19 protein-coding genes, 1 tRNA gene, 1 other RNA gene and 1 pseudogene are annotated in these 22,275 nt (G+C 53.8%); 11 read left to right on the top strand and 11 right to left on the bottom strand.

Annotated features, from left to right (window positions below; all coding sequences use genetic code 11):
- Positions 1-2 precede the first annotated feature (2 nt).
- The 5 genes from hisG to queF form a co-directional block, all read right to left on the bottom strand.
- Positions 3-638 (bottom strand): ATP phosphoribosyltransferase, encoded by a 636-nt coding sequence (hisG, locus tag RHK62_RS04315; RefSeq protein ID WP_206201062.1) that lies wholly within the window; start codon positions 636-638, stop codon positions 3-5.
- Positions 639-641: 3 nt separating this feature from the next.
- Positions 642-1,868: an ATP phosphoribosyltransferase regulatory subunit gene (locus RHK62_RS04310; protein ID WP_206201061.1), complete on the bottom strand. Its 1,227-nt coding sequence runs from the start codon at positions 1,866-1,868 to the stop codon at positions 642-644.
- A gap of 6 nt (positions 1,869-1,874) precedes the next feature.
- Positions 1,875-2,816 carry a DnaJ domain-containing protein gene (locus RHK62_RS04305; RefSeq protein ID WP_302678837.1) on the bottom strand — a complete coding sequence of 314 codons (942 nt, stop codon included), beginning with the start codon at positions 2,814-2,816 and terminating at the stop codon, positions 1,875-1,877.
- Positions 2,817-2,984: 168 nt separating this feature from the next.
- Positions 2,985-3,056 (bottom strand) — tRNA-Gly (locus RHK62_RS04300).
- 19 nt (positions 3,057-3,075) lie between these two features.
- Positions 3,076-3,474, bottom strand: a complete 399-nt coding sequence (gene queF / locus RHK62_RS04295; RefSeq protein WP_149820908.1) for a preQ(1) synthase — start codon at positions 3,472-3,474, stop codon at positions 3,076-3,078.
- Positions 3,475-3,617: 143 nt separating this feature from the next.
- On the opposite strand from queF, the gene RHK62_RS04290 reads away from it, so the two are divergent.
- Positions 3,618-3,857: a hypothetical protein gene (locus RHK62_RS04290; protein WP_310453321.1), complete on the top strand. Its 240-nt coding sequence runs from the start codon at positions 3,618-3,620 to the stop codon at positions 3,855-3,857.
- A 4-nt stretch (positions 3,858-3,861) separates the two neighbouring features.
- Here the strand turns inward: RHK62_RS04290 and RHK62_RS04285 are convergent, their stop codons facing one another.
- Complete coding sequence (locus RHK62_RS04285) at positions 3,862-4,311, bottom strand: fasciclin domain-containing protein (RefSeq protein ID WP_302678835.1); 450 nt, start codon at positions 4,309-4,311, stop codon at positions 3,862-3,864.
- 162 nt (positions 4,312-4,473) lie between these two features.
- Between RHK62_RS04285 and RHK62_RS04280 the strand changes: the two genes are divergently transcribed.
- Positions 4,474-5,859: an NAD-dependent succinate-semialdehyde dehydrogenase gene (locus tag RHK62_RS04280; protein WP_310453320.1), complete on the top strand. Its 1,386-nt coding sequence runs from the start codon at positions 4,474-4,476 to the stop codon at positions 5,857-5,859.
- Here the strand turns inward: RHK62_RS04280 and RHK62_RS04275 are convergent.
- The gene (locus tag RHK62_RS04275) at positions 5,856-7,799 is read right to left on the bottom strand and encodes an ABC transporter ATP-binding protein/permease (protein ID WP_206201056.1); all 1,944 of its coding nucleotides are present in this window, start codon (positions 7,797-7,799) and stop codon (positions 5,856-5,858) included. The two genes, RHK62_RS04280 and RHK62_RS04275, sit on opposite strands and share 4 nt — an antisense overlap.
- Positions 7,800-7,872: 73 nt before the next feature.
- Between RHK62_RS04275 and RHK62_RS04270 the strand changes: the two genes are divergently transcribed.
- From RHK62_RS04270 to RHK62_RS04245, 6 genes and pseudogenes are all read left to right on the top strand, one after another.
- Positions 7,873-8,538, top strand: a complete 666-nt coding sequence (locus RHK62_RS04270; protein ID WP_302678833.1) for a 1-acyl-sn-glycerol-3-phosphate acyltransferase — start codon at positions 7,873-7,875, stop codon at positions 8,536-8,538.
- A gap of 489 nt (positions 8,539-9,027) precedes the next feature.
- Positions 9,028-9,792, top strand: coding sequence for a pyruvate formate-lyase-activating protein (gene pflA / locus RHK62_RS04265; RefSeq protein ID WP_206201054.1), 765 nt, complete (start codon positions 9,028-9,030; stop codon positions 9,790-9,792).
- Positions 9,793-9,825: 33 nt separating this feature from the next.
- Positions 9,826-12,489, top strand: a pseudogene (adhE, locus tag RHK62_RS04260) (bifunctional acetaldehyde-CoA/alcohol dehydrogenase); the annotation flags it as partial.
- Entirely contained in the window at positions 12,486-13,190 is a 705-nt protein-coding gene (locus tag RHK62_RS04255) for a lipoate--protein ligase family protein (RefSeq protein WP_225901641.1), read from the top strand. The pseudogene adhE and the gene RHK62_RS04255, both read left to right, overlap by 4 nt.
- Before the next feature lie 53 nt (positions 13,191-13,243).
- On the top strand, positions 13,244-13,744 hold the full coding sequence (locus RHK62_RS04250) for a hypothetical protein (protein ID WP_302676832.1): 501 nt from the start codon (positions 13,244-13,246) through the stop codon (positions 13,742-13,744).
- A 10-nt stretch (positions 13,745-13,754) separates the two neighbouring features.
- A complete protein-coding gene (locus RHK62_RS04245) occupies positions 13,755-14,642 on the top strand; it encodes a hypothetical protein (protein WP_302676834.1) in 888 nt (295 codons plus the stop codon).
- Between the two features lie 19 nt (positions 14,643-14,661).
- Here RHK62_RS04245 and nadA read toward each other — a convergent pair whose 3' ends face one another.
- The 4 genes from nadA to ffs form a co-directional block, all read right to left on the bottom strand.
- Positions 14,662-15,621 carry a quinolinate synthase NadA gene (gene nadA, locus RHK62_RS04240; protein WP_206201049.1) on the bottom strand — a complete coding sequence of 320 codons (960 nt, stop codon included), beginning with the start codon at positions 15,619-15,621 and terminating at the stop codon, positions 14,662-14,664.
- A gap of 72 nt (positions 15,622-15,693) precedes the next feature.
- A complete protein-coding gene (gene crtD / locus RHK62_RS04235) occupies positions 15,694-17,190 on the bottom strand; it encodes a C-3',4' desaturase CrtD (RefSeq protein WP_302678829.1) in 1,497 nt (498 codons plus the stop codon).
- 78 nt (positions 17,191-17,268) lie between these two features.
- On the bottom strand, positions 17,269-17,913 hold the full coding sequence (hisIE, locus tag RHK62_RS04230) for a bifunctional phosphoribosyl-AMP cyclohydrolase/phosphoribosyl-ATP diphosphatase HisIE (RefSeq protein WP_149820934.1): 645 nt from the start codon (positions 17,911-17,913) through the stop codon (positions 17,269-17,271).
- Between the two features lie 23 nt (positions 17,914-17,936).
- Positions 17,937-18,033: signal recognition particle sRNA small type (ffs, locus tag RHK62_RS04225), an RNA gene on the bottom strand.
- 120 nt (positions 18,034-18,153) lie between these two features.
- Here ffs and RHK62_RS04220 point away from each other — a divergent pair.
- Genes RHK62_RS04220 through RHK62_RS04210 form a run of 3 tightly spaced genes read left to right on the top strand, consistent with a single transcriptional unit; the run spans position 18,154 to position 22,242 of the window.
- The gene (locus tag RHK62_RS04220; protein ID WP_225901640.1) at positions 18,154-18,825 is read left to right on the top strand and encodes a PHP domain-containing protein; all 672 of its coding nucleotides are present in this window, start codon (positions 18,154-18,156) and stop codon (positions 18,823-18,825) included.
- Positions 18,822-19,061 carry a hypothetical protein gene (locus RHK62_RS04215; RefSeq protein WP_206201046.1) on the top strand — a complete coding sequence of 80 codons (240 nt, stop codon included), beginning with the start codon at positions 18,822-18,824 and terminating at the stop codon, positions 19,059-19,061. Before RHK62_RS04220 ends, RHK62_RS04215 begins: the two co-directional genes overlap by 4 nt.
- A gap of 40 nt (positions 19,062-19,101) precedes the next feature.
- Entirely contained in the window at positions 19,102-22,242 is a 3,141-nt protein-coding gene (locus RHK62_RS04210; protein WP_310438052.1) for an FHA domain-containing protein, read from the top strand.
- Positions 22,243-22,275 lie beyond the last annotated feature (33 nt).

Raw genomic sequence — 22,275 nt, 5'->3', positions numbered from 1 at the left:
GATCAGGCGATCGCTCCTGTTAACTGCGGAACGTAGTGTCCAAGACCATTGAGGTTGAGGCGATAGCTGCGGGGATGGGCAATCAAGTAGGCCGTGCTGCTAAAAATTTGCTCTAACTCCACAAGGCCATTTTCCTTGAGGGTGCGCCCCGTTGACACCAAATCCACAATCGCCTCTGCCATACCCGTAATCGGCCCCAGTTCCACTGAACCATAGAGTGGCACTATATCCACGGGCAAATCCAACTGCTGGAAAAAGGCATCGGCACAGCGGACAAACTTTGAGGCGACGCGGCAATGGGGGGGCAAATCGCGGGCACTGCGGTAGGGGCTAGAGGCTTTGACGGCCACCGATAGCCGACACTGACCAAAACCGAGATCCGCTAGCTTGGCCACGTGGGGATTTTTTTCCCGCAGCACATCGTAGCCCACAATGCCCAACTGCGCTTGACCATACTGCACATAAACCGGGACATCTTGGGCACGTACCAAAAGGGCGCGGGCACGGCCATCCTGAGAAAGCACCTGAAGTTGGCGATTTCCCGGCTCGAGGAGCGCTTCAAAATTTAAGCCCACCCGTTGGAAGTAGGCAATACTATCTTTGAGTAGGGCACCTTTGGGTAGGGCGATCGTTAGCATGGCCTAAACACTCTGAATCTGCAAATAGGTTGCCCCATCACTGAGGGCTTCGATCTGCGGTGGCGCATCACTCTCAATCCAAGCAATATAGGGAATCTGGCGATCGCGGGCATAGGCGCGGATTTGTTCTGGCGTCAGATCTAGAAGTGCCAACTCCACCCGCGTCGAGCCATCCAAGCGTAGGGTTTGGGCATGGTGGAGGGCAGCAGCGAGGGCGTTGCTTGTGCGGGGAACCACCAGCCATTGACTACGGGGAGCTAAGAGGGCGGCTGGGGGAATGGCGATCGCCTGCAGGAGCGCCTCGACATTAAAGACAAAACCAATCCCCGGCACCGTGGCACCGTCCGGATGGTAAATACTGAGCAGTTGATCATAGCGCCCCCCTTGAGCCACCAACCGCAGTTCCGTTTCCGTGGGAATTAAGACCTCAAAGATAATCCCCGTGTAGTAATCAAAGGACTGCACAAGGCTGAGATCAAGGGTAATCGCCAAAGACTCAGCCACCAAGCCCAACAACTGTTGCAATTCCCCAAAGCGATCGGCCACCCCTGCCACGTCAGACCACTGCGCTAAGCGTTCCCCCACTTCCCTTGGAGTGCCCCGCAGATCAAAGAGGGCAAGGGCGCGATCGCGCCAAGGGGTAGGGAGAGCCTGCAAACTCACGCGGTCTAAATTAGCCAAGCACTGGCGCACCGTTTTTTGCAGCTCCGCTGGAAAGGGACTGAGCAACTGTTGCGTCAGGTGGGCATCCCCCACCAAGAGATAGGCCTCCTCAACCGCTAGTGCCCCAAGGCACTCCTGCACCAGCCAGAGAATTTCTGCATCCGCCGCTAAACCTGTTGCCCCCAGTAGCTCCACTCCCGCTTGGAAAAATTCCTGCTGGTTGCCCAACTCTGCCACGGTTGTCCGCCGAAAGACATTGGTTTTGTAATAGAGCCGTTGGGGCAGTTGCCTGCCTGCCATACGAGTCACAGCAGCGCGAGCGATCGAAGCCGTTAATTCTGGCCGCAATCCCAAGGGTTCATCACCGCTTCCTTGGACTTGAATGACTGTTTCTGGATGAACGGTTCCCCCTGCCGTCAATGTGGCCAAGGTCTCGATCGTCGGCGTAATAATTTCTTGATACCCCCAGCTTTGAAAGACGCGCTCCAAGCGCTGCTCTAGCCACCGTTGCCGTGCCACATCAAGGGGCAAAATATCGCGGGCACCACAGGCAGGTTGATACACCATAGTGAATTATTTTTTCCCAAAAAGACCAAAGAAGGAGGATTTCTTTTTCTCCGGTTTTGGCGGCTCAGTATTTTTTTGCTGTTGCTGGGCTTTGCGCTCCCTCTTGCTAATTGCTTCGAGTCCCTGTATGGCCGTCACCTCTTGAGGATTGAGCTTCAGGGCTTGATTAAAGTGAATTTTGGCCATACTGAGGGAGCCTTGTTGCAGATACACCTTGCCTAGGAGAGCATTGCAGCGGGCACTGCGGGGGTCAATTTTCAGGGCATCCTTCAATTCTTTAATGGCTTCCAGATAAATGCCTTTATTAAAGAGTTCCTCTGCCCGTCGGAAGTATTGCTCTGTAAATTGCTCTGTTTTGGGAGCCTCTGTCGGCGGTGTCGTCCCTGTGGCGGCTGCTGGTGTGGCACGCACTTGGGTTTCATCTGATTTGGGTGGGGGTGCAGGCGTAGAAACCGTGGCTGTGGTTGCCTTGCCGCCTGCCGATCGCCACAGATAAATCAAATTGAGTTCACTAATTTGTTCGCTAATTTTCAGGGCATTGTTTAAGTCTTTGTACTGATCTTGGGCAAGGGTATTGAGCGCCTTTTGATAGGCTTCTTCAACATTGGCAGCGTTAAAGACTTCCTGTGCCAAATCAAAGGTGGGCGTTGGCACAATATTGGCCGTTAGCAGTTGCTTTTCAAGCAAGCGCAAAATGACTTGATATTCTTCCCGCTCTTTTTCTTGGGAAAGCACCTCATAGGCAGGATTCACAAACTTGGAGAGCAAATCACTGGCCATTTTTTTGCCCGATTCATCATCACGGCTGTCGGGGTGCAGTGTCTTGGCAATTTTGAGATACCGCTTGCGAATTTCCCCGGGTGCTGCCGACAATGGAATCCCTAGGGCAGCATGGAGATCCCGTTTGGAGTTAAAGCGACCCAGACCGTGATTGATCTCGAAGGGCATAATCAGTGAAACCGCAGGGGCAGAACATCATTAGATTATACCTGCTGATAGAGGGGGTTGGTGGCCAAACAATTGGGTACCTTCATGGCTCCGCCACGCTAGCGCGAAAGGGCAGCTTTGAATCTCTGAAATGCCCCAGAGTACCGCATTTTGGTGGTTTTTAGGGAAAGCGGACGATGGGACTCGAACCCACGACGTTCAGCTTGGGAAGCTGACATTCTACCACTGAATTACGTCCGCAGTCTTGCAGTCTATAATTTTAGCACGAACTGTCCGGCTGGCGATGGTGTTCGACTGTAATAACGGTATGCACATTGCCACGGGGGGCAAAGTCCCCTTTGATTTTCATGTAGAGGGGGTCGCAGGCGGCCACGAGATCATCGAGGACTTGATTCACCGCTTCTTCGTGGGAAATGTAGCGATCGCGATAGCTGTTGATGTAAAGCTTAATCGCTTTTAGTTCCACCACCTTTTCATGGGGAATATAGCTAACGTAAAGCGTGGCAAAGTCAGGATAGCCAGAAAATGGACACTTACAGGTAAACTCCGGCAGGGTAATCTCAATGGTGTATTGCCGACCGGGACGTGGATTGGGAAATGTAATCAGTTGCCCTTCTTGAATGGCGCGTTCGCCGTACTTCATTTCTGATACTTGCATTGTTTGGTTCCAACAGCTTGAGAACGACTCAGAGATTCTCTTTAGACCATAAGTAAAGTTTATCAAGATTTAAGTTCCTAGCCCCTCGACACCAACGTTGCAGGGTGAGAATAGGGTAGAGAGGTTGTTGAGGCGAGAGTGCCATGGAACGTTATCAGCCAAATGGAACCCCTCTCTCAGAGGCCGATAAAGCAGAACTAGCCCAACTCAAACAACTGCTAGAGCGAGCGATCGCCGACGGCGTATTGACTGCCGACGAAATGGCGCAAATCAAGCGACAAATTCGCGCCGATGGCAAAGTCACCTATGAAGAGCTAGAGCTTTACCGCCAGTTTGTGGAGGAGAAAATCCACCAAGGGCTTTTGGTGCGGGAAATTCGCTAACGCCCTAGACTTTGTAGGGGATGTTGGTGTCCTGAAAGGAGTGGGCTGGATTCAGACCCATCAAGATCACGGTGTCAATGACATGGATAATACCGTTCTCCGCTTCAATATCAGCGGCAAGGACAGTGGCGTTTTTGACTTCCAAGGGATGATCGCCATGAATCGGAATAGTGGAACCTTCGAGGGAAGTGACAATTTCCATCTTTTTCAGGTCGGCGGCTTTGTAGGCACCGGCAACCACATGGTATTTGAGAATCCGCGCTAACTGGGGAGGATTTTGCACAAGGGAGGTAATGGTGCCATCGGGCAACTTGGCAAAGGCATCATCATTGGGGGCAAACACCGTAAAAGGCCCCGGCGATTGCAGGGCTTCCACCAGATTGGCCACCTTGACAGCAGTCACTAGTGTGGAAAAGCCGCGAGTATTCACTGCAATATCAACAATGGTTGCCATAAAAGCGTGCCCCACAACTGCGATGAAAATGCACAACAATGGTTTGCGATCGCCCCATTCATCAAGAGGATGGGGACTGTAACAAACGCTAGAATTAGCATACTGAACCCACGTCCTAGGCGCTAGCGATCGCTGGCGTCAGCCAGATAGGGAAATTTAATCATGGCAATCGCGTCGGTTAATCCCACAACCGCTGAGGTCTTAAAAACTTTTTCCCCCTTAGGGGCTGAGGAAGTGGAGAGGGCGATTGCCCAAGGGGCGACGACCTTTGAGACCTATCGTCTGACAGCCTTTGAGCAGCGTGCCCAGTGGCTAGAAAACACAGCAAATCTCCTGCAACAGCAGCGGGATGCGGTTGCTCGCCTCATGACCCTTGAGATGGGTAAACCAATGACAGAGGCGCGGGCTGAAATTGACAAATGTGCGTGGGTGTGTCGTTACTATGCCGAGCAGGGGACAGCTTTCCTGCGGCCTGAATTAATTCCCACAGAGGCAAGCTACAGCGCGATTCATTACCAGCCCCTTGGCATTATTTTGGCCGTGATGCCGTGGAATTTTCCCTTTTGGCAGGTGTTTCGCTTTGCGGCTCCGGCCTTGATGGCGGGGAATGTGGTTCTGCTCAAGCATGCTTCTAATGTGCCTCAGTGCGCGCTGGCGATCGCCCAGCTCTTGAGGGAAGCGGGCTTTCCTGCGGGGGTCTTTCAAACCCTGCTGATTCCCGGCAGTGCCATTGCTGATCTGGTGGCGGATCCGCGTATTAAGGCAGCGACTCTCACGGGCAGCGAAGCAGCGGGCAAAAGTTTAGCCCAAGCAGCAGGTCAGCACCTCAAGAAAACCGTTCTGGAACTGGGGGGAAGTGATCCCTTTATTGTCATGCCCAGTGCCAATATCCCTCAGGCGATCGCCACCGCTGTCCAAGCCCGCATGATTAACAATGGCCAATCCTGCATTGCGGCTAAACGCTTTATTGTCCATGAGGCTGTCTATGACACCTTTGCCGAGGGCATGAAAGCTGCCTTCGAGACGTGGGTAATTGGCGATCCCTTGGAACCCACCACACAACTGGGGCCTCTTGCTACTGCCGCCATCCGTGATGAACTCCACGCCCAGGTTGAACTTGCCCTTGCCCATGGTGCCAAGGTCTTTTACCGCCGCAACCTTGATCTGCCGAGCCATTGTCAGCAGGGGTATTTCTTTGCGCCGACGATGTTGGCAGAGGTCACTCCAGATAACCCCGTGTTTCATCAGGAGCTATTTGGACCTGTGGCGATGCTCTTTCGGGTACCGTCCCTAACTGGGGCAATCGAACTGGCCAATGCCACACCCTTTGGTTTAGGCGCCAGTGCTTGGACACAGGAGAGCGATGAAGCGGAGATCCTCGTGCGGGATCTCGAAGCGGGTGCCGTCTTCATTAACGCGATGGTCAAGTCGGATCCACGTTTGCCCTTTGGCGGGATCAAGACCTCTGGCTATGGCCGTGAACTGGGACGGGCAGGACTGTTGGAGTTTGTCAATATTAAAACAGTGTGCCGCTACGGCGATACCTAACTGAGGGCATAAAATTTCCATTCGCGATCGCCCTTGAGTTCTAAAACGTACTTGTGGTACTGCATCAGGCTCTCACGGTGGCCAACACTAATGTAGTTGCGGGTGGTGCGCTGAATGTGCTCATAGACTCGTTTTTCGTTGGCTAAGTCTAGGGCGCTGGTGGCTTCATCCAAAATGGCGTAGGGGCGGTGATTCAGCAGCAGGCGGGCGATCGCCAGTCGTTGTTGTTCCCCAAGCGACAGCACATCATCCCACGCTAATTCCACATCCAGACCACCGACGCGATCCGGCAAATGTGCCAAGTTGACTTCGTTAAGGGCGTGCAAAAGCACATCGTCTGGGGTTTGGCGATCGCCACTGGGGTAGAGCAGTTGGGTGCGCAACGTACCCAGCACCATATAGGGGCGTTGGGGCAAAAAGAGCACTTCATCTACGGGGGGACGAATAATACGGCCACTGCCACTTTGCCAGAGTCCAGCGATCGCCCGCAGGAGCGAACTTTTACCCACCCCACTCGGCCCCATAATCACCACACTTTCCCCCGCCTCAAGGGCAAATGTGACATCTTCCACCAGCCGCCGTGCTAAGTTCGGTGTATCCACAGCCACGTGTTCTAGGGCAATGTAGGACTTCTCCACCAATTGAATTTGGGATTGGGGGGGCACTGGGGGCGTTGTCAAAACCTCATCAAACTCTGCCAAACGCTCAATACCCGCAATAAAGCCCGTGAGGTTCGTAAACTGGTTCACAATGATTGAGAGTGCCCCCAGCACCTGCGAGAAAGCAAAGCTGGCTTGGCTAATAGCACCAAAGTCAATCTCACCAGCAAAGTAGCGGGGAGCAACCACAGCTGCTGGCACAATCACCACAAAGTAGTTGTAGGCCGTGGTGAAAAACTCCAGATTGCGCTGCCAACCAATCAAGAGGTTAAAGTTCCGCAGCACCTCGAGAAAGCGCTGACGCACCTGCACCGACTCTTGGCCTTCACCGCGATAAAAGGCAATGGACTCGGCATTATCGCGCACATGAACCAAGCCATAACGAAAATCGGCTTCGCGCCGCAGTTGGTTAAAGTTCAGCCAAATCAGGCGTTGTCCAATCAAAACGGTCACAATCGTACCGACAATGGCATAGCCAACCAAGGTCAGCGTTAGGGTTTGGGAGATACTCCAGAGAATGCCACTAAAGGCAATGAGGTCAATAATTTCGCCCAGAATGATCAGTAGAAACTGGAGTGAGGTTTGGGTAAAGGAGCGGATATCCTCGGTGATCCGTTGATCAGGGTTATCAATCTCGCCTTGGTTTTCGATGGTGTAGTAGGCTCGATTCTGGAAATAGCGATCCAAAAAATGACGGGTGAGCCAATCCCGCCAGCGCAACCCTAGATATTCGCGCACGTAGCGATAAATGACGACAATCGGCGTCCCCACCACAAAAACGCCAGCATACACCAAGAGGAATCGCCAGTAGGTTTCAGCATTTTTCTCCGCCAGTGCCGTCTGGAAGAAGCGCCCGACAAAGCTAATGATCACGTTGAGGCCACTCACGGAGAGGGAAAGCATCAGCAGTAACCCCAAGAGTGCCCACGCTTGCCACCGAGGCAGCAGGGGTTGCCGCAGCAGCGCAAAGACGCCCAAGGGGAGAATCACCGTCCCCAGCAGAATACTACGGCTAAGGGGCTGTGCCCACAGGGATTGAATCATCTCCATGAGACCGCCGGCAATTTGTCCCATCAGTTCGGGGGCAAGGGCATTGAGGCCAAAGGTGATAGCTGCTGTCAGGCCAAAGAGAACACCAAACATGAGGGCAATGACCAGAAAAAGCAGCAGGATAAAGATCACACTGCTGCCCCAGCGATCGCGGGGAAAGAAATAGGGTTGGGCAATCCGCAGAAACTGCCCCCAAACACGGAGATTAAAGCGATGGGTCGGCTGCGACATTGGCTTGTTCCTCGACAGTGGCAAGGGGCTACAGGCCTACTATTGTAGTGGGGGCAGCTACAGAGGAGAACGGATGCGCCATAAAAAAACGGCACCCACCACATCTCATATCTCACCGTGGCTCTATTGGGGGTTATGGCCAATTCATCGCCTATTTTTGCCCCTTTACTTTTCGCGGATTACGATTGTCGGTCGCGAGCAGTTGCCCAAGGAGGGTCATTTCTTGCTTGCCCCCAAGCACTGTAGCCGTTGGGATCCGGTGATTTTGCCCTTGGTGTGGCCTTATCCGCTACGCTTTATGACCAATGCGATCGAGTTTGGCGGGGTGCAGGGCTGGTTTATCCGTCGTCTGGGTGCCTTTGCTGTGAACCTCAACCGTCCTCAGCCCAGTAGTTTGCGCCATGTGCTGGAGATTCTCAATGCAGGTCAGCCCCTAGTGATCTTTCCCGAGGGTGGGATTGTGCCGGATCAGGTAGTACGTCCCCTGAAGCCCGGTCTTGCCCGTCTTGTCTTGCAGGCCGATCGCCCCCTGCCGATTTTTCCCGTTGGCATTGCCTACGATCCACAGCCGCAGTTTCGTGCGCGGGTAGCCCTTTGGATTGGAGCGCCCCTGTGGACGCCCGCTGAGCGCGAGGGCAACCTCAAACAACAGGCACAGGAATTGACCCAGCAACTGGAAGCAGCCTTACATGCAGCCGTGCTTGAGGCCCGCAAATGTGCGGGATCGCAGGGCGAGTAGAGCTACTTTGTCACTAATCACACAATTGGCCTAGATCAAGAGAATTTTGTAGAATAAAGACAAGATTGAACAAGTCCTCAAAAGCCTCAATCTTGATATTTTCCAAGCTTTGAGCAAGCGATCGCCCACCAATAGGGGTGTACTTAAAGACTCTTTATTAAGTTAGGCAACGTTGCGAAACAACCACCAATCCTAAAAGTTAATTAAGACAGCAGGCAAATTGTGCTTCTGCTTTTATGCTGAAATTATAGTTTTACCAAGCGCAGCACTGTACTGCTCTTTTCCCAAGAATGGAGCACGTTCAAAATGGCTAGCTACATAACAGATGTACCCCCTAGGCCGTAGGCAAGACGTAGAGAGGAATTGAAAACAGAGTTTTTGTTAACTGGGATACTTTCTTAAGCGATTAAAATTTTAGCAAATTTTTTAGAAAGTTCTCTTTAAATCCATAAACGCTATCTCAAGCAATCTGTTGTCACCGAGGTTTCAATGATGGTTTCCATACTCCCTGAAAAACAACCCGAAAAACAAAAGGTGACAGGTTACATTCACTCCGTTGAGACCTGTGGCACGGTAGATGGCCCCGGCATTCGCTATGTGATTTTTACCCAAGGGTGTCCACTGCGCTGTCTGTACTGCCACAATCCCGACTGCCGCGAACCCCATCAGGGCAAGCTCGTAACCGTGGATGAACTGATTGCCGATATTCAGCATTACCAATCCTATCTGCGCCAAGGGGGCGTAACGGTTAGTGGCGGCGAACCACTGATGCAGCCGGAGTTTGTGCGTGAAATTTTTGAGCGCTGCCACGAATTAGGATTGCACACCGCCCTAGATACGTCGGGCTATGTGGTCTTGGAGGCGGCTAAACCGGTTGTGGCGGCAACGGATCTGGTTCTGCTGGACATTAAATCCTTTCTGCCGGAGACCTATCGGCGGGTCACCAGTGTCACGATTACCCCCACCTTGGAGTTGGCCAAGTACCTAGATGAGATCCACAAACCGACGTGGATCCGCTTTGTCTTGGTACCGGGGCTGACGGATGATCCCGAAAATATTCGGGGATTGGCGCAATTTGTGGCGGGTCTGCGTAACGTGGAGAAAGTGGAGGTGTTGCCCTTTCACAAAATGGGGGAATACAAATGGCAGCAATTAGGGCTGCCCTATGAACTGTTTGATACCCCAGCAGCGAGTCCCAAAGATGTCCAACGGGCGATCGCCCTTTTCCGTGAATATGATCTCAACGTTCAATAACTTGCCCATTTAAGAAATTTCTTTCCTCAGGAGTCGCCCATGACTGCCCAAGCCTTAACTCATTCTCAACCCGTTCAAACCATTGCCGATCTCGAAGCACTCATTGAGCGCGTCCAAAGGGCACAAACCCAGTATGCTCAGTTTACCCAAGAGCAGGTGGATCACATTTTCCACCAAGCGGCCATGGCGGCCAACCAAGCGCGGATTCCCCTTGCCAAACAAGCCGTTGCCGAAACGGGCATGGGGGTTGTCGAAGATAAAGTCATTAAAAATCACTTTGCCTCGGAATATATCTACAACAAGTACAAACATGAGAAAACCTGCGGCGTAATTGAGGATGATCCCATTTTTGGCATCCAAAAAATTGCTGAACCCGTGGGAATCATTGCCGGTGTGGTGCCGGTGACGAACCCAACTTCGACGACCATCTTTAAGGCCTTGATTGCCCTGAAAACTCGCAATGGCATTATCTTTTCGCCCCATCCCCGAGCAAAGGTCTGTACGGTGGCCGCAGCCAAGGTGGTGTTGGATGCAGCAGTCGCCGCTGGCGCACCCCGCGATATTATTGGCTGGATTGATGAGCCAACCATTGAACTCTCCCAAGTCCTGATGCAGCATCCCCAAATTAAATTGATTTTGGCCACGGGTGGGCCAGGCATGGTGAAGGCCGCCTATTCCTCTGGTCATCCGGCGATCGGGGTCGGGGCGGGCAATACCCCGGTGCTCATTGATGCCACAGCCGATATTCCCACAGCGGTGAGTTCGATTCTCCTCAGTAAATCCTTTGACAATGGCATGATCTGTGCCTCGGAGCAGGCGGTGATTGTCGTTGATGAGATCTATGATGCCGTCAAAGCGGAGTTCCAACGGCGGGGGGGCTACATTCTCTCCCCTGAGGAACGGCAGCGGGTGGCACAACTGCTCCTGAAGGATGGTCGCCTCAATCCTGCGATTGTCGGTCAATCAGCAGCCACTATTGCTGCAATGGCCAATATCCAAGTGCCGCCAGAAACGCGGGTACTCATTGGTGAAGTGAGTGAAGTGGGGTCGCAGGAGCCATTTTCCTATGAGAAACTCTGTCCCGTCTTGGCCTTGTATCGGGCACCCCAGTTCCATAAAGGGGTGGAAATTGCCGCACAGTTGGTGAATTTTGGCGGCATGGGGCACACCTCTGTGCTCTACACCGATCCCCGCAACCAAGATGACATTGCCTACTTCAAATACCGCATGCAGACGGCACGGGTTTTGATTAACACCCCTTCTTCCCAAGGGGCGATCGGGGATTTGTACAACTTCAAGTTGGATCCCTCGCTGACCTTGGGGTGTGGGACGTGGGGCGGTAATGTCACGTCGGAAAATGTCGGTCCCCATCACCTGTTGAATATCAAAACGGTGAGCGATCGCCGCGAAAATATGCTCTGGTTCCGCGTGCCGCCGAAAATTTACTTCAAACCCGGCTGCCTACCCATTGCCTTGCGAGAGCTAGAAGGGAAAAAACGCGCCTTCTTGGTTACCGATAAACCCCTCTTTGACTTGGGGATCACTGACCCGATTGTGCACACCCTCGAAGAACTGGGCATCAAGCACGACATCTTCCATGAAGTGGAGCCAGACCCGACCCTGAGTACGGTGAATCGCGGCCTAGAACTGCTGCGAGACTATCAGCCCGATGTGATTATTGCCGTGGGGGGTGGCTCACCCATGGATGCGGCCAAGGTGATGTGGCTGTTGTATGAGCATCCAGAGGTGGAGTTTGACGGCTTGGCCATGCGCTTCATGGATATTCGCAAGCGGGTGTATCAACTGCCCCCCTTAGGTCAAAAAGCCATGATGGTGGCAATTCCCACGACCTCGGGGACGGGTTCCGAAGTGACGCCCTTTGCAGTGGTTACCGACGATCGCGTGGGGATTAAATACCCCTTGGCGGACTATGCCCTCACGCCCACCATGGCGATTGTGGATCCCGACTTGGTGCTGCACATGCCCAAGAAACTCACGGCCTATGGCGGCATTGATGCCCTAACCCATGCCTTGGAGTCCTATGTATCGGTGCTCTCGACGGAGTTTACTGAGGGACTGGCATTAGAGGCAATCAAACTGCTGTTTACGTACTTACCCCGTGCCTATCGCTTGGGGGCGGCTGACCCAGAAGCTCGCGAGAAAGTTCACTATGCCGCCACGATCGCCGGCATGGCCTTTGCCAATGCTTTCTTGGGGGTCTGCCACTCGATGGCCCACAAACTTGGCTCCACCTTCCACGTGCCCCACGGCCTTGCCAATGCGCTGATGATTTGCCATGTCATCCGCTATAACGCCACGGATGCCCCCCTGAAACAGGCAATCTTTCCACAGTACAAGTATCCCCAGGCCAAGGAACGCTATGCCCAAATTGCCGACTTTCTTGAATTGGGTGGTAGCACGCCAGAGGAAAAAGTGGCGCGCCTGATTGCCGCTATTGAAGACCTGAAGGCGCAGTTAGAGATTCCAGCCACCATTAAGGAAGCCCTCAACAGTGAGGATCAAGCCTTCTATGAACAGGTGCAAAGCATGGCCGAACTGGCCTTTGACGATCAGTGCACGGGGGCAAATCCCCGCTATCCGCTGATTCAAGACCTGAAGGAGTTGTATATCCTTGCCTATATGGGGTGTCGGCGGGATGCGGCAGCCTACCATCCGGCAGAAGCAGCTTCTCAATGAAGTGGCGTTATATTCCCCCCTTTGGGGCGCCGGGAAAAGTGCAAATGGCGGTGGATCGGTGGTTGTGGCAGTCTAGCGATCGCCCCTGTCTGCGGTTTTACACTTGGTCACCGCCCGCCATCTCCCTTGGCTACAGTCAGCGGCAAATTCCAGAGCACTGGCAACATCTGCCCTGGCAGGGGCAAGCCATCGAACTGGTGCAGCGACCCACGGGGGGGCGGGCTGTTTTGCACCAAGGGGATCTCACCTACAGTCTAGTGGTGTGGGGGTTGGGGCAACGGCGGCGACAGGTTTATACCGATCTGTGTCAATTCCTGAGGGTGGGGTTTGAGCGCCTAGGGTGGCCTCTGCAGTTGGGACAAGACCCCTATTCCTCTCAAGCGCCGATCAATTGCTTTGCCCAAGCCACCGTGGCCGATTTGGTTTTACCTACGGGCGAGAAAGTCATTGGTAGTGCCCAAGCTTGGCGGGGCGATCGCGTCCTGCAGCATGGTTCAATTGTCCTGACCCCTGACCTCGATCTATGGCAGCAGGTATTTGGCAGTGTTCCCCATCGGCAGTCCCTTCCCCCTTTAGAGGTGGTGCAAACGGCTCTCTTGGACGCCTTTGAGGCGCAGTGGCAAGTGAAACTGACCCCGGAACCCTTGAGCGATCGCGAGTGGCAAGAGATTAATGCAGAAATTAACAAAGTATCAAACTAGGGCTGTGGCTTCCCCCTCTAGGCTATGATTGGCTTGTTGTCTTGGGGATTCACATGGCACGCTGGCTGACTGCGCTTATTTTAACCCTGACGCTTCTCATTACCGGTTGCGCCCCTACCCCGCCCTCTCCCTATGAGCAGGTGCAACAGGAAAGCACTCAGCGCAATGCACCACCGGCAGTGAGTCGTGAAGCCACCCAAGGGAGTGAATTTAATCGCTTCTTTCCGCCCGAGGGGAATGGCTTTGAGCGCATCTATGTCCAAGAGAAAAAGGGCTTTGCCGAGGCTAAGCTGAAAAAAGAGGGCAAAGAACTAGCGATGCTGGCCATTTCCGATACGATTAGCACCCCTGAGGCTGCCGCCAAGTTTCAAAACAGTACGATGCAGATTGCTGGCTATCCAGCAGTAGAGGTGGGAACCACACAAACGGCCATTCTGGTGGCCAACCGCTATCAGGTGAAGGTACTCTCCCGTGATCCCAGTTTTACCGCCAGCGATCGCCGCGAATGGATTGAAAAATTTGATCTTGCTGGTTTAGCCCAACTTGCCCCCTAAGGAGACCACCGTGAGCGCAGCTATCTACAAAATTGTTGATCAACTCCCCACTGGGGGCATCACCGTTATGGCCCTCAAGTCCTTGGATTTCATCATTCCCGGCCAGTGGCAAAATATCGTTGGTTTTGATAACACGATCCGCCATGTGACTGGAGAAACGGATCCTGCCTTGATCCGCCAAATTGGCGATCGCGCCGTGCGGCTCTTTAATGACAAATCCCAAGGCTATCAGCGGGCACTGTGGCTCTATCAAACCGTGGACAACACCGATGCTCTCCTAGGAGCGGCTGCCCTTGCCAACAAAGTGGGCGAGAAAATTTCCTTCCTCGGCTTCTTGGATAAAATGACGCCCAAGCCAGAGCGGGCGCAGTCCATTGACCTCAGCATTAAGCTGATTGTGGAAATTCTGGCCTTTTGTCAAATCAATGGCATTCCCGGTGACAGCCTCGGCGACTTCCTGCGTGCCCTTGCCGACTACAGTGGTGAATCCCTGATGCGGATGGCCGCCCTCATCTGCTTTGATGGCCTGATTCCCCTAGGGCCTGACTTTCTTCTCAAATGCTTGGGCACACTGCAAAGCTTGCAACCCAATGATCTACAGGAAAACCCCACCTTCAAAGCAATTGGCAGTGTCGTGCCGGGGGGCAATCCCAGCGGTCAATTGGGCTTTATTGTCGAAAGTTTTAATGCCGTGCAGGGGTGGATGCATCAATTTGTCAGCAGCCACGAGTTAACGCCGCAAAAGGTGATCAATAGTCTGCAAAGCTTTATTGAACTCTCGAAGGATAACCTCGACTACTTGGGAGCCTTTTTGGACATGAGCACCAACTACTACTACCATACGGGCGTTCAGACCCTAGCTCGTCGCCTGATTGAGCGAGCAGTTGCTGAGATTTAAGGGAGCTGACACCCTTGGTTTAGGACATTTCCAGCATGCGTTGGATGGGTTTGAGCGCCGCAAGGCGGATGTCTTCTGGTAGTTCAATCTGGGGCTGGCGATCGCGCATACACAAATAGAGTTTTTCTAGGGTATTCAGGCGCATAAAGGGGCACTCATTACAATTGCAGGTCTGATCCTGAGGGGGCGCAGGGATAAAAGTTTTCTCTGGGTTGCGCCGCTGCATCTGGTGGAGAATCCCTGGCTCGGTGACAACGATAAAGGTATCGTGATCTTGGCGTTGGCTATAGTTGAGCAAAGCCGTTGTCGAACCAATAAAATCGGCATGGCGGAGTACGGCTTCTTCGCATTCGGGGTGGGCAATCACCTGGGCCGTGGGGTAGGCGGCCTTGAGTTCGAGGATGCGTCGCTCGGAGAAGGTTTCATGGACAATGCAACTGCCGTCCCACAGCACCATCTGCCGTCCGGTTTGTGCCATGACATAGCGGCCAAGGTTGCGATCGGGGGCAAAAATCAGGGGCTGATCCGCAGGCAACTGCTGCACAATTTTCACTGCATTAGAACTGGTGCAAATAATGTCACTCAGGGCTTTGATTTCAGCAGTGCAGTTAATGTAGGAAATCACCCAATGGTCAGGATACTGCGCCTTAAAAGCAGCAAAGGCGTCCGCAGGACAACTGTCTGCCAAAGAACAGCCCGCCGCCAAATCCGGCAGCAACACCAGCTTATCGGGGTTGAGAATCTTGGCGGTTTCGGCCATGAAATGCACCCCAGCAAAAACAATGACATCGGCATTGGTACTGGCGGCCTGCCGCGACAGCCCAAGGGAATCACCAATGTAATCGGCCACATCTTGAATGGCGGGGTCTTGGTAGTAGTGGGCTAGAATCACTGCATTCAGTTCCCGCTTCAGGTCTTGGATGGCCGCAATTAAATCCAACGGCAGGGACGGTTGGGGGGCAGCGAGAGTCGCAAACACAGGCAGTGGGTTCCTTTCGCAATTGGTAACGAGTCTCTCTATTATAGTGATTTTCACCAAAATAGGAATCCCTTAGGCATCATTGGCGAGCAGTTGCTGCACAAGGGCACGGGCACCATAGCTGACACCGGCCGTACCTTCCCCCGGATGCACGGAATCTCCCACTAACCACAGGTGAGGAATCGGGGTGCGGGTGGCCAAGCCAAAGGGGCCAAAGGTGCTCAGGCGTTGACTAATGCCCCCGACAATGCCATCTAGCCGCGCGGTATAGCGCCAGAAGGTGCGGGGGGTCGCCGCTTCACAGTGAACAATGTGCTCAGGCCGCAGATCAAAGAATTCCCCGAGGTGTTCAAGAGCTGTTTGGGTGTATTGCGCCTTGGTGGCGGCATAGTCTAAGTCGGGCTGACGCCAAAAATTCGGTTCAGTAAAGCTGGAGGCAATCAGGGTACGATAGCCTCTGGGGGCACGCCCATCCTGCGGCTGACTCACAGAGACAAACAGGGAGTTATTTTCGCCAATCGGCCCTTCCGCATCGTAGAGAAACTGCAAGTGGAGTGGACAACTTTCGGGAATGGCGGCCTCTTTAACGCCAAGGTAAATCACAAAGGCACCGGCGGCCGGCGGCAGTGTTTTGAGGCGGCGGGCATAGCCAGTGGGAATGGCATCGCCAAGGAGTTGGGGCAGGTTTTGGGCAGGGACATTGGCCACAATGTGATCCGCTGCAACGCGGTGCAAGGTTTTTGTTTTCAGGTTCTCCACTTGGACAGCGACGGCACGCCCCCGCTCGACTTCAATGTGACGCACCAAATGCCGGGTGTAAATTTGACCGCCATCGCGCTGCAAGGCATTGGCGAGTAAATCACTGAGCACCTGCATGCTGCCGTGGAGATGGTAGAGGCCGTGGGGGTCTTGGGACAGACAGAGGGCGGTGGCGGCATAGAGGAGTGCGGTTTCACTGGCATCTACTTGGGAGTAGAGCTTGAGTTGAAGATCCAGAAATTGCCGCAGCCGGCGATCGCCCCCGACACCGCAAAGACGCATCCAATCGGTCACCGTCATCAGGCTAAAGGGCAACGTGAGAAGCGTCTCCGGACGCAGGGCTTGCACCAATTGCCACAGATCAAAGCCATTGCGCGGGGGTAAAATGGGCTGCCGCTGCTGAAATCGCCAACTAATGGCAAAGAGGTGTTCAAGGCCTTGCCAAAACCGCTCACTGTGGGGAAAGTGGCGTTGACGTTCCAGTTGCCAGCGATCGCGATCGCGCCAAACATTGATGGGCGTCATTTCCTGCGGCAGATACACCGCACAGGCAGGATCGCAGGGGGTTGCTGCTGGCAGAGGCATCTCCAATTCAGCAAAAATCGCCGCGTGAATTCCCCCCGGCTCAAGGCCAGCCACTTGGGTGGCGCCAACATCAAAGGTAAAGCCCCGCCGCTGAAATGTGGAGGCACAGCCCCCCAGTTGGGCTGCCTGCTCAAACAGCTGAACCCGATAGCCCCGTCGTGCCAACAATGCCGCTGTGGTCAGACCCCCAATGCCGCCGCCAATGACGACCACCTGCTTTGCCATTTGTATAGTTATGTAAATTACCTGTATCTAGCACTTTAACGACGTTGAGCCAGTGCTGACAAGGAAAACGGCAAGCAACTAGCGCCGCCGCAACTGAAGCTGCTCATAGACCTGCCGCAGGGACACCCCATGATAGGCAAGGGCAACTAGCGTGTGGTAAAACAAGTCCGCTACCTCACTGGCGATCGCCTCGGGGTCATCGTCTTTGCAGGCCATCACCACTTCTACGGTTTCTTCGCCCAGCTTCTTGAGAATTTTATTATCACCGGCTGTGAACAGGCTGGAAGTGTAGGACTGTAGCTGCGGAAAGTCGCGCCGTTGACAGACCACGTTATACACTTGCGAAAGGGTATCTGCTGGTGGGTCTTCTACCCGTTGTCCGGCCTCCCCATGGCGGTGGAAACAACTGCGCTGCCCCGTGTGGCAAGCGACTTGGCCCACTTGCTCTACTGTTAACAACAGGGCATCACTATCGCAGTCGTAGCGGATACTTTTGACCCACTGGACATGGCCAGAGGTTTCGCCCTTGGGCCACAGTTCTTGGCGCGAACGACTCCAAAACCACGTACGACCGGTTTCAAGGGTTTTCTGTAGCGATTCCCGATTCATCCACGCCAGCATCAACACGGTGCCGTCCAAATAGTCTTGGACAATTGCTGGCACTAAACCCCGTTCATCGTAGCGAATCTCATCGAGGGGGAGGCTAAGGGTAGTGACAGGCATGAATCGTTCGCAGGTCTCAAGAGGGTGACCCGGAGATCACGCCTACCGCAAGCATCCCGTATTGCTGCTTCCTTCCGGACCTGACAAGGTTGAGGCGTTGCGATCGCATGATTCCGAGCCAACTTGTATCCTAGCACACCCCATCGAGGTACATAAATCGCCCTATTAGGAATCTTTATCTCTCGTTTCTTAAAGAAAGTTTATATTAAAGAGGTAACAGCGTAAGATTTGGTAATGCCTATGACCCTTGCTGCACTGATGGTGACGCAGGCTGAGACTCTCCGTGGTCTCTTTCGGATGTTGACGGCAACCAGTTGTCCCTATCGCTATAACTTTCATCTCCATACCATCTGCTCCGATGGGCAACTGACACCGCAGCAAGTGGCGCAACAGGCAATGATCCATGGCCTCAAGGGATTTGCCATTACCGATCACCATGCCCTAGAGGGCTATTTTCAGGCTCGAACCTACGTAGAAGCCTATCCAGGAACGGATCGCCCCCAAGTTTACACGGGCATTGAAATTACGGCTCAACTCTTGGGTACTGAGGTGCATATTCTGGGCTATGGCTTTGACCCCTATGCGCCGATCCTGCATCTCTATACAATGGGCACTGCCCCCCAAGGGGACTTGGCACAGGCAGAACGGGTGATTGCCGCACTCCATGAAGCAGGAGGCTTGGCGATTTTGGCACACCCGGCGCGCTATCGTTTGCCTGCTGAACAATTGATTCCTGCAGCTGTGGCGCGGGGGATTGATGGGGTGGAAACCTACTACTGTTACAGCAATCCCGATGTGTGGGAACCCACCCCTGAAACAACCGCCCTTGTGCATGCTTTGGCCGTTGAACACCAGTTGCTGGAGACCTGCGGCACGGATACCCATGGCCAAGATATCTTGGTGCGGCGATGACCGTGACTGAAATCCTGATCACCTTAGGGGCGATCGCCATCAGTTGGTTCGTGCTCCGCTGGCTGATCACTGTCCTCAAGGTCACTCTCGGTACGGCGATTAAAATTGCCCTGATTGTTTTCCTGTTGCAACTCTTTTTTGGTATTGGTCCCGATCGCCTGTGGGAGCAAGCACAGTTTCTATGGTCACAGGTGGCGAGTTATTTGCCGATGCCTTCTTTGCCCTCCTCGCAATAATGATAGGTTTCTGCGCCGGTTGAGCTTTGGCGGGCGTCTTTTGTCAGATCGGCCAGAATCCAGTAAACTGACCGGCATCAAGCCCCTTTGCCCCAAGGTCATGACTCAAACAGCATGGTTAGAACTTGTCAAATCCGTCAGTGAGCAGGGGGTTCAGCTACCCGCCAGCGGCCTCAAAATTGGCCGTGCCCCCGATAATGACATTGTCCTCAATGATCTTTCCGTCTCCCGCTACCACGCTTTCTTGGAGTGGCAAGAAGGGAAAGTTCACCTCGTAGATCTCGGCAGTAAAGCGGGCACCCATCTCAATGGCCAACCGGTTGTGCCCAATACCCCCATTCCCCTTGAAGATGGCGACTTGATAACGCTGGGCAACTCTGCTGTGCGCTTTCGCCTCATCTGGCACTACCACGACTATCAACCCCGTACCACTGAGGTCAGCAAAGAGACTGAAGTCCCTGTGATTGAAGTGCGCACCAAAACATGGCAGCAACGCTGGGGGCTACAGGAGCAAACGACGCTTTTAGGCACCCATCCCGCCTGCGATGTGGTGGTGGATACCCCTGAACTTTTGCCCTGCCACTTGAAATTACGCTTTGCGGATCAGCATTTGCAGGTGGTAGATCTCAGTGACCCGCAGCCGGCAATGAATGTGCATTTGGGAATCGGGGAGAGTTATGCCCTGATGGAATTTGTGACGCTGACCTATGTGGGGCAGGAGTTGCCCGATCGCATTGACACAGAGCGTCATGCCGTTGTCTTTAGCCCCGCGACGGAGTTGAGCACAGCAACAGTACTGGCGATTCCTGAGGCCGATGCGACATCCACTGTCCCCGTGAAGACGATTTCGCTGGTGGGATACAACACGTTCACGATTGGCCGCGATCCAAGCAATGATCTGGTGATTGAGCATCCAACGGTGTCCCGTCACCACGCCAAAATTGAGCGCCGCAATGGCGATTTCCTGCTCACGGATCTGGGGTCGAGTAATGGCACGTTTGTCAATGGCCGCGAGGTAGAAGAACCCACACTGCTGCGGGTGGGGGACAGTATTCGCATTGGTAGCGATCGCCTTGTCCTCAATGTTGATGAAACCCTGACCCAATATGCCGAATCGGGTCACATGCGCCTAGATGCCATCAACCTCAGTAAGGTGGTGGGCAAGGGAACGCAAATTCTCCACGATATTTCGCTATCGATCATGCCCAAGGAGTTTGTGGCCATCTTGGGGCCTAGTGGTAGCGGCAAGTCAACGCTCCTCGATGCCCTCAATGGACTGCGGCCAGCAACAACGGGCACGGTACTGGTCAATGGCACAAATTTCTACCGCAACTATCAGGCCTTTCAAGCGCAATTGGGCTATGTACCGCAGAAGAATATCATCCACGAGGAACTGACGATCGCCCAAGCCTTGGAATACGCGGCAAAACTACGCATGCCTCCCGATACAACCCCAGCGGAACGCCAACAGCGGGTGACCGAGGTGTTAACAGAATTGGGACTGAACCATCGTCGCGATGTGCCCATTTCCCGCCTCAGTGGCGGTCAGCAGCGGCGGGTGTGTATTGGTGCCGAATTGCTCACGCAACCCAGTCTCTTCTTCCTCGATGAGGCCACCTCTGGCTTAGATCCGGGCACGGAAGCCGACCTGATGTTTTTGCTGCGGCAGTTGGCGGATCAGGGGCGAACGATTCTGATCATTACCCACGCCACCCAAAATATTCGGGAGTGTGATCTGGTGATCTATCTAGCGGAGGGCGGCCGGCTGGCCTACTTTGGTCCTCCTGATCAACTGCTGCCCTATTTCCGAGCTACCTTTGGCGATCGCTTTAGTGGCATTAAGCTCGAGGATTTTTCTGGCATCTATCGTGCCCTAGACAAAGAGAAAAACCCCAATGCCCCCACTTCGGCAGAACTAGAGGAAGCCTACCGGCGATCGCGCCTCTATCAGGAATATGTGGTCGGGCGACAGCAGGTGCTAGCTCACATGCCCGATGAAAGTCAACGGCGCACCAAGGGCAAATCCCGTCGCAGCAGTGAACCCAAGTCGAAAATCTCCCCTTGGCAACAATTTCTCATTCTCACCCGCCGCAATCTCACAATTCTTGGCCAAGATCGCAGTAACCTGCTGCTGACCCTCTTAATAGCCCCCCTCTTGGGGAGTTTGAGTTTTGTTTCTTGGCAGCGGGATCTCTTTAATCCGGAAACGGGGAATGCGGGTCAAGCCCTGACGATGATTTTTGTCACCAGTCTGATTGCCGTCATGATTGGCGCAATGACAACGATGCGGGAATTGGTTAAGGAGGTGGAGGTTTATCGGCGGGAGCGGATGATTGGCCTGCGGCTGTTGCCCTACATTGGCTCCAAGGGGGCGATCGCCCTTGGGCTAGCTCTTTATCAAGCGGCCACTTACCTTGCGGTGACAAAGCTGGCGGTGGATTTACCGGGAGATTGGGGGGTTACTTTTGCCATGTACGTCACCCTTGCCCTTGCCATTTTTGGCGGTATGGCGATGGGTCTTTTAGTCTCTGCCTTTGCCCCTAGCCAGAACATTGTGCCGCTGCTGGTGCTGATGTTTTTAGTGCCCCAAATTATCTTTAGTGGCGGGATTCAGCCCGTTTCTTCCTTCGGGTTACCGGGGCAGATTATTAACCATCTGACGGTCATTAAGTGGCCCTTTGAGGCGATGGTCAAGCTCACAGGCATCGGGGATGACATTGCCAATGACCCCTGTTGGCGCGAACCAGAGGAGGAACGGGAAAAAATGACCGAGGAGATGCAGCGGGATTTTTGTCTGTGCTATGGTCCCGGTCTCTTTAAGACCTGTAACTTCCCCGGTATCCGCGCCAAGTATGTCCCCGAAGTGGATGAACCCGCACCGCCGCGGCCAGAGTCTCCGGGCGATCCCCCCAATGATCCAGCAGCGCTCCAAGACTATCTGCAACGGCTGCAAGCCTATCAGGCAGCCATGGATGAGTGGGAACTAAAATATTCTGAGTGGAACCGCCAACGCAGTCGTGCCATCAATGAAGCCCAAGGCATTATCAGCCGCTTCCAACGAGATCAAGGCTACATGTTTACCGTAGATGTGCAACGCCATTGGCGCGATCAAAGCATTCTCATCTTGGCAATGCTAGTGGCTTTGCCCTTCTGCCAAAAACGCCGTGACTTTAGCCGTTGATACGCTGCCATTTTCAGGGGTGGGGTTTTAGAC

It is taken from the genome of Thermosynechococcus sp. HY213 (assembly GCF_031460975.1).
Lineage (GTDB): Bacteria > Cyanobacteriota > Cyanobacteriia > Thermosynechococcales > Thermosynechococcaceae > Thermosynechococcus.
The sequence above is the reverse complement of the archived record's forward strand: the minus strand, read 5'-3'. Positions and strand labels throughout refer to the sequence as shown.

Coding starts and splice junctions, on each gene's coding strand:
- RHK62_RS04215 (WP_206201046.1), top strand. CDS start 18,822: ATGACCGTGACTGAAATCCTGATCACCTTAGGGGCGATCGCCATCAGT.
- RHK62_RS04285 (WP_302678835.1), bottom strand. CDS start 4,311: ATGGCAACCATTGTTGATATTGCAGTGAATACTCGCGGCTTTTCCACA.
- crtD (WP_302678829.1), bottom strand. CDS start 17,190: ATGGCAAAGCAGGTGGTCGTCATTGGCGGCGGCATTGGGGGTCTGACC.
- RHK62_RS04250 (WP_302676832.1), top strand. CDS start 13,244: ATGGCACGCTGGCTGACTGCGCTTATTTTAACCCTGACGCTTCTCATT.
- RHK62_RS04275 (WP_206201056.1), bottom strand. CDS start 7,799: ATGTCGCAGCCGACCCATCGCTTTAATCTCCGTGTTTGGGGGCAGTTT.
- RHK62_RS04220 (WP_225901640.1), top strand. CDS start 18,154: ATGACCCTTGCTGCACTGATGGTGACGCAGGCTGAGACTCTCCGTGGT.
- hisG (WP_206201062.1), bottom strand. CDS start 638: ATGCTAACGATCGCCCTACCCAAAGGTGCCCTACTCAAAGATAGTATT.
- queF (WP_149820908.1), bottom strand. CDS start 3,474: ATGCAAGTATCAGAAATGAAGTACGGCGAACGCGCCATTCAAGAAGGG.
- RHK62_RS04270 (WP_302678833.1), top strand. CDS start 7,873: ATGCGCCATAAAAAAACGGCACCCACCACATCTCATATCTCACCGTGG.
- hisIE (WP_149820934.1), bottom strand. CDS start 17,913: ATGCCTGTCACTACCCTTAGCCTCCCCCTCGATGAGATTCGCTACGAT.
- pflA (WP_206201054.1), top strand. CDS start 9,028: ATGATGGTTTCCATACTCCCTGAAAAACAACCCGAAAAACAAAAGGTG.
- RHK62_RS04305 (WP_302678837.1), bottom strand. CDS start 2,816: ATGCCCTTCGAGATCAATCACGGTCTGGGTCGCTTTAACTCCAAACGG.
- RHK62_RS04310 (WP_206201061.1), bottom strand. CDS start 1,868: ATGGTGTATCAACCTGCCTGTGGTGCCCGCGATATTTTGCCCCTTGAT.
- RHK62_RS04280 (WP_310453320.1), top strand. CDS start 4,474: ATGGCAATCGCGTCGGTTAATCCCACAACCGCTGAGGTCTTAAAAACT.
- RHK62_RS04290 (WP_310453321.1), top strand. CDS start 3,618: ATGGAACGTTATCAGCCAAATGGAACCCCTCTCTCAGAGGCCGATAAA.
- RHK62_RS04255 (WP_225901641.1), top strand. CDS start 12,486: ATGAAGTGGCGTTATATTCCCCCCTTTGGGGCGCCGGGAAAAGTGCAA.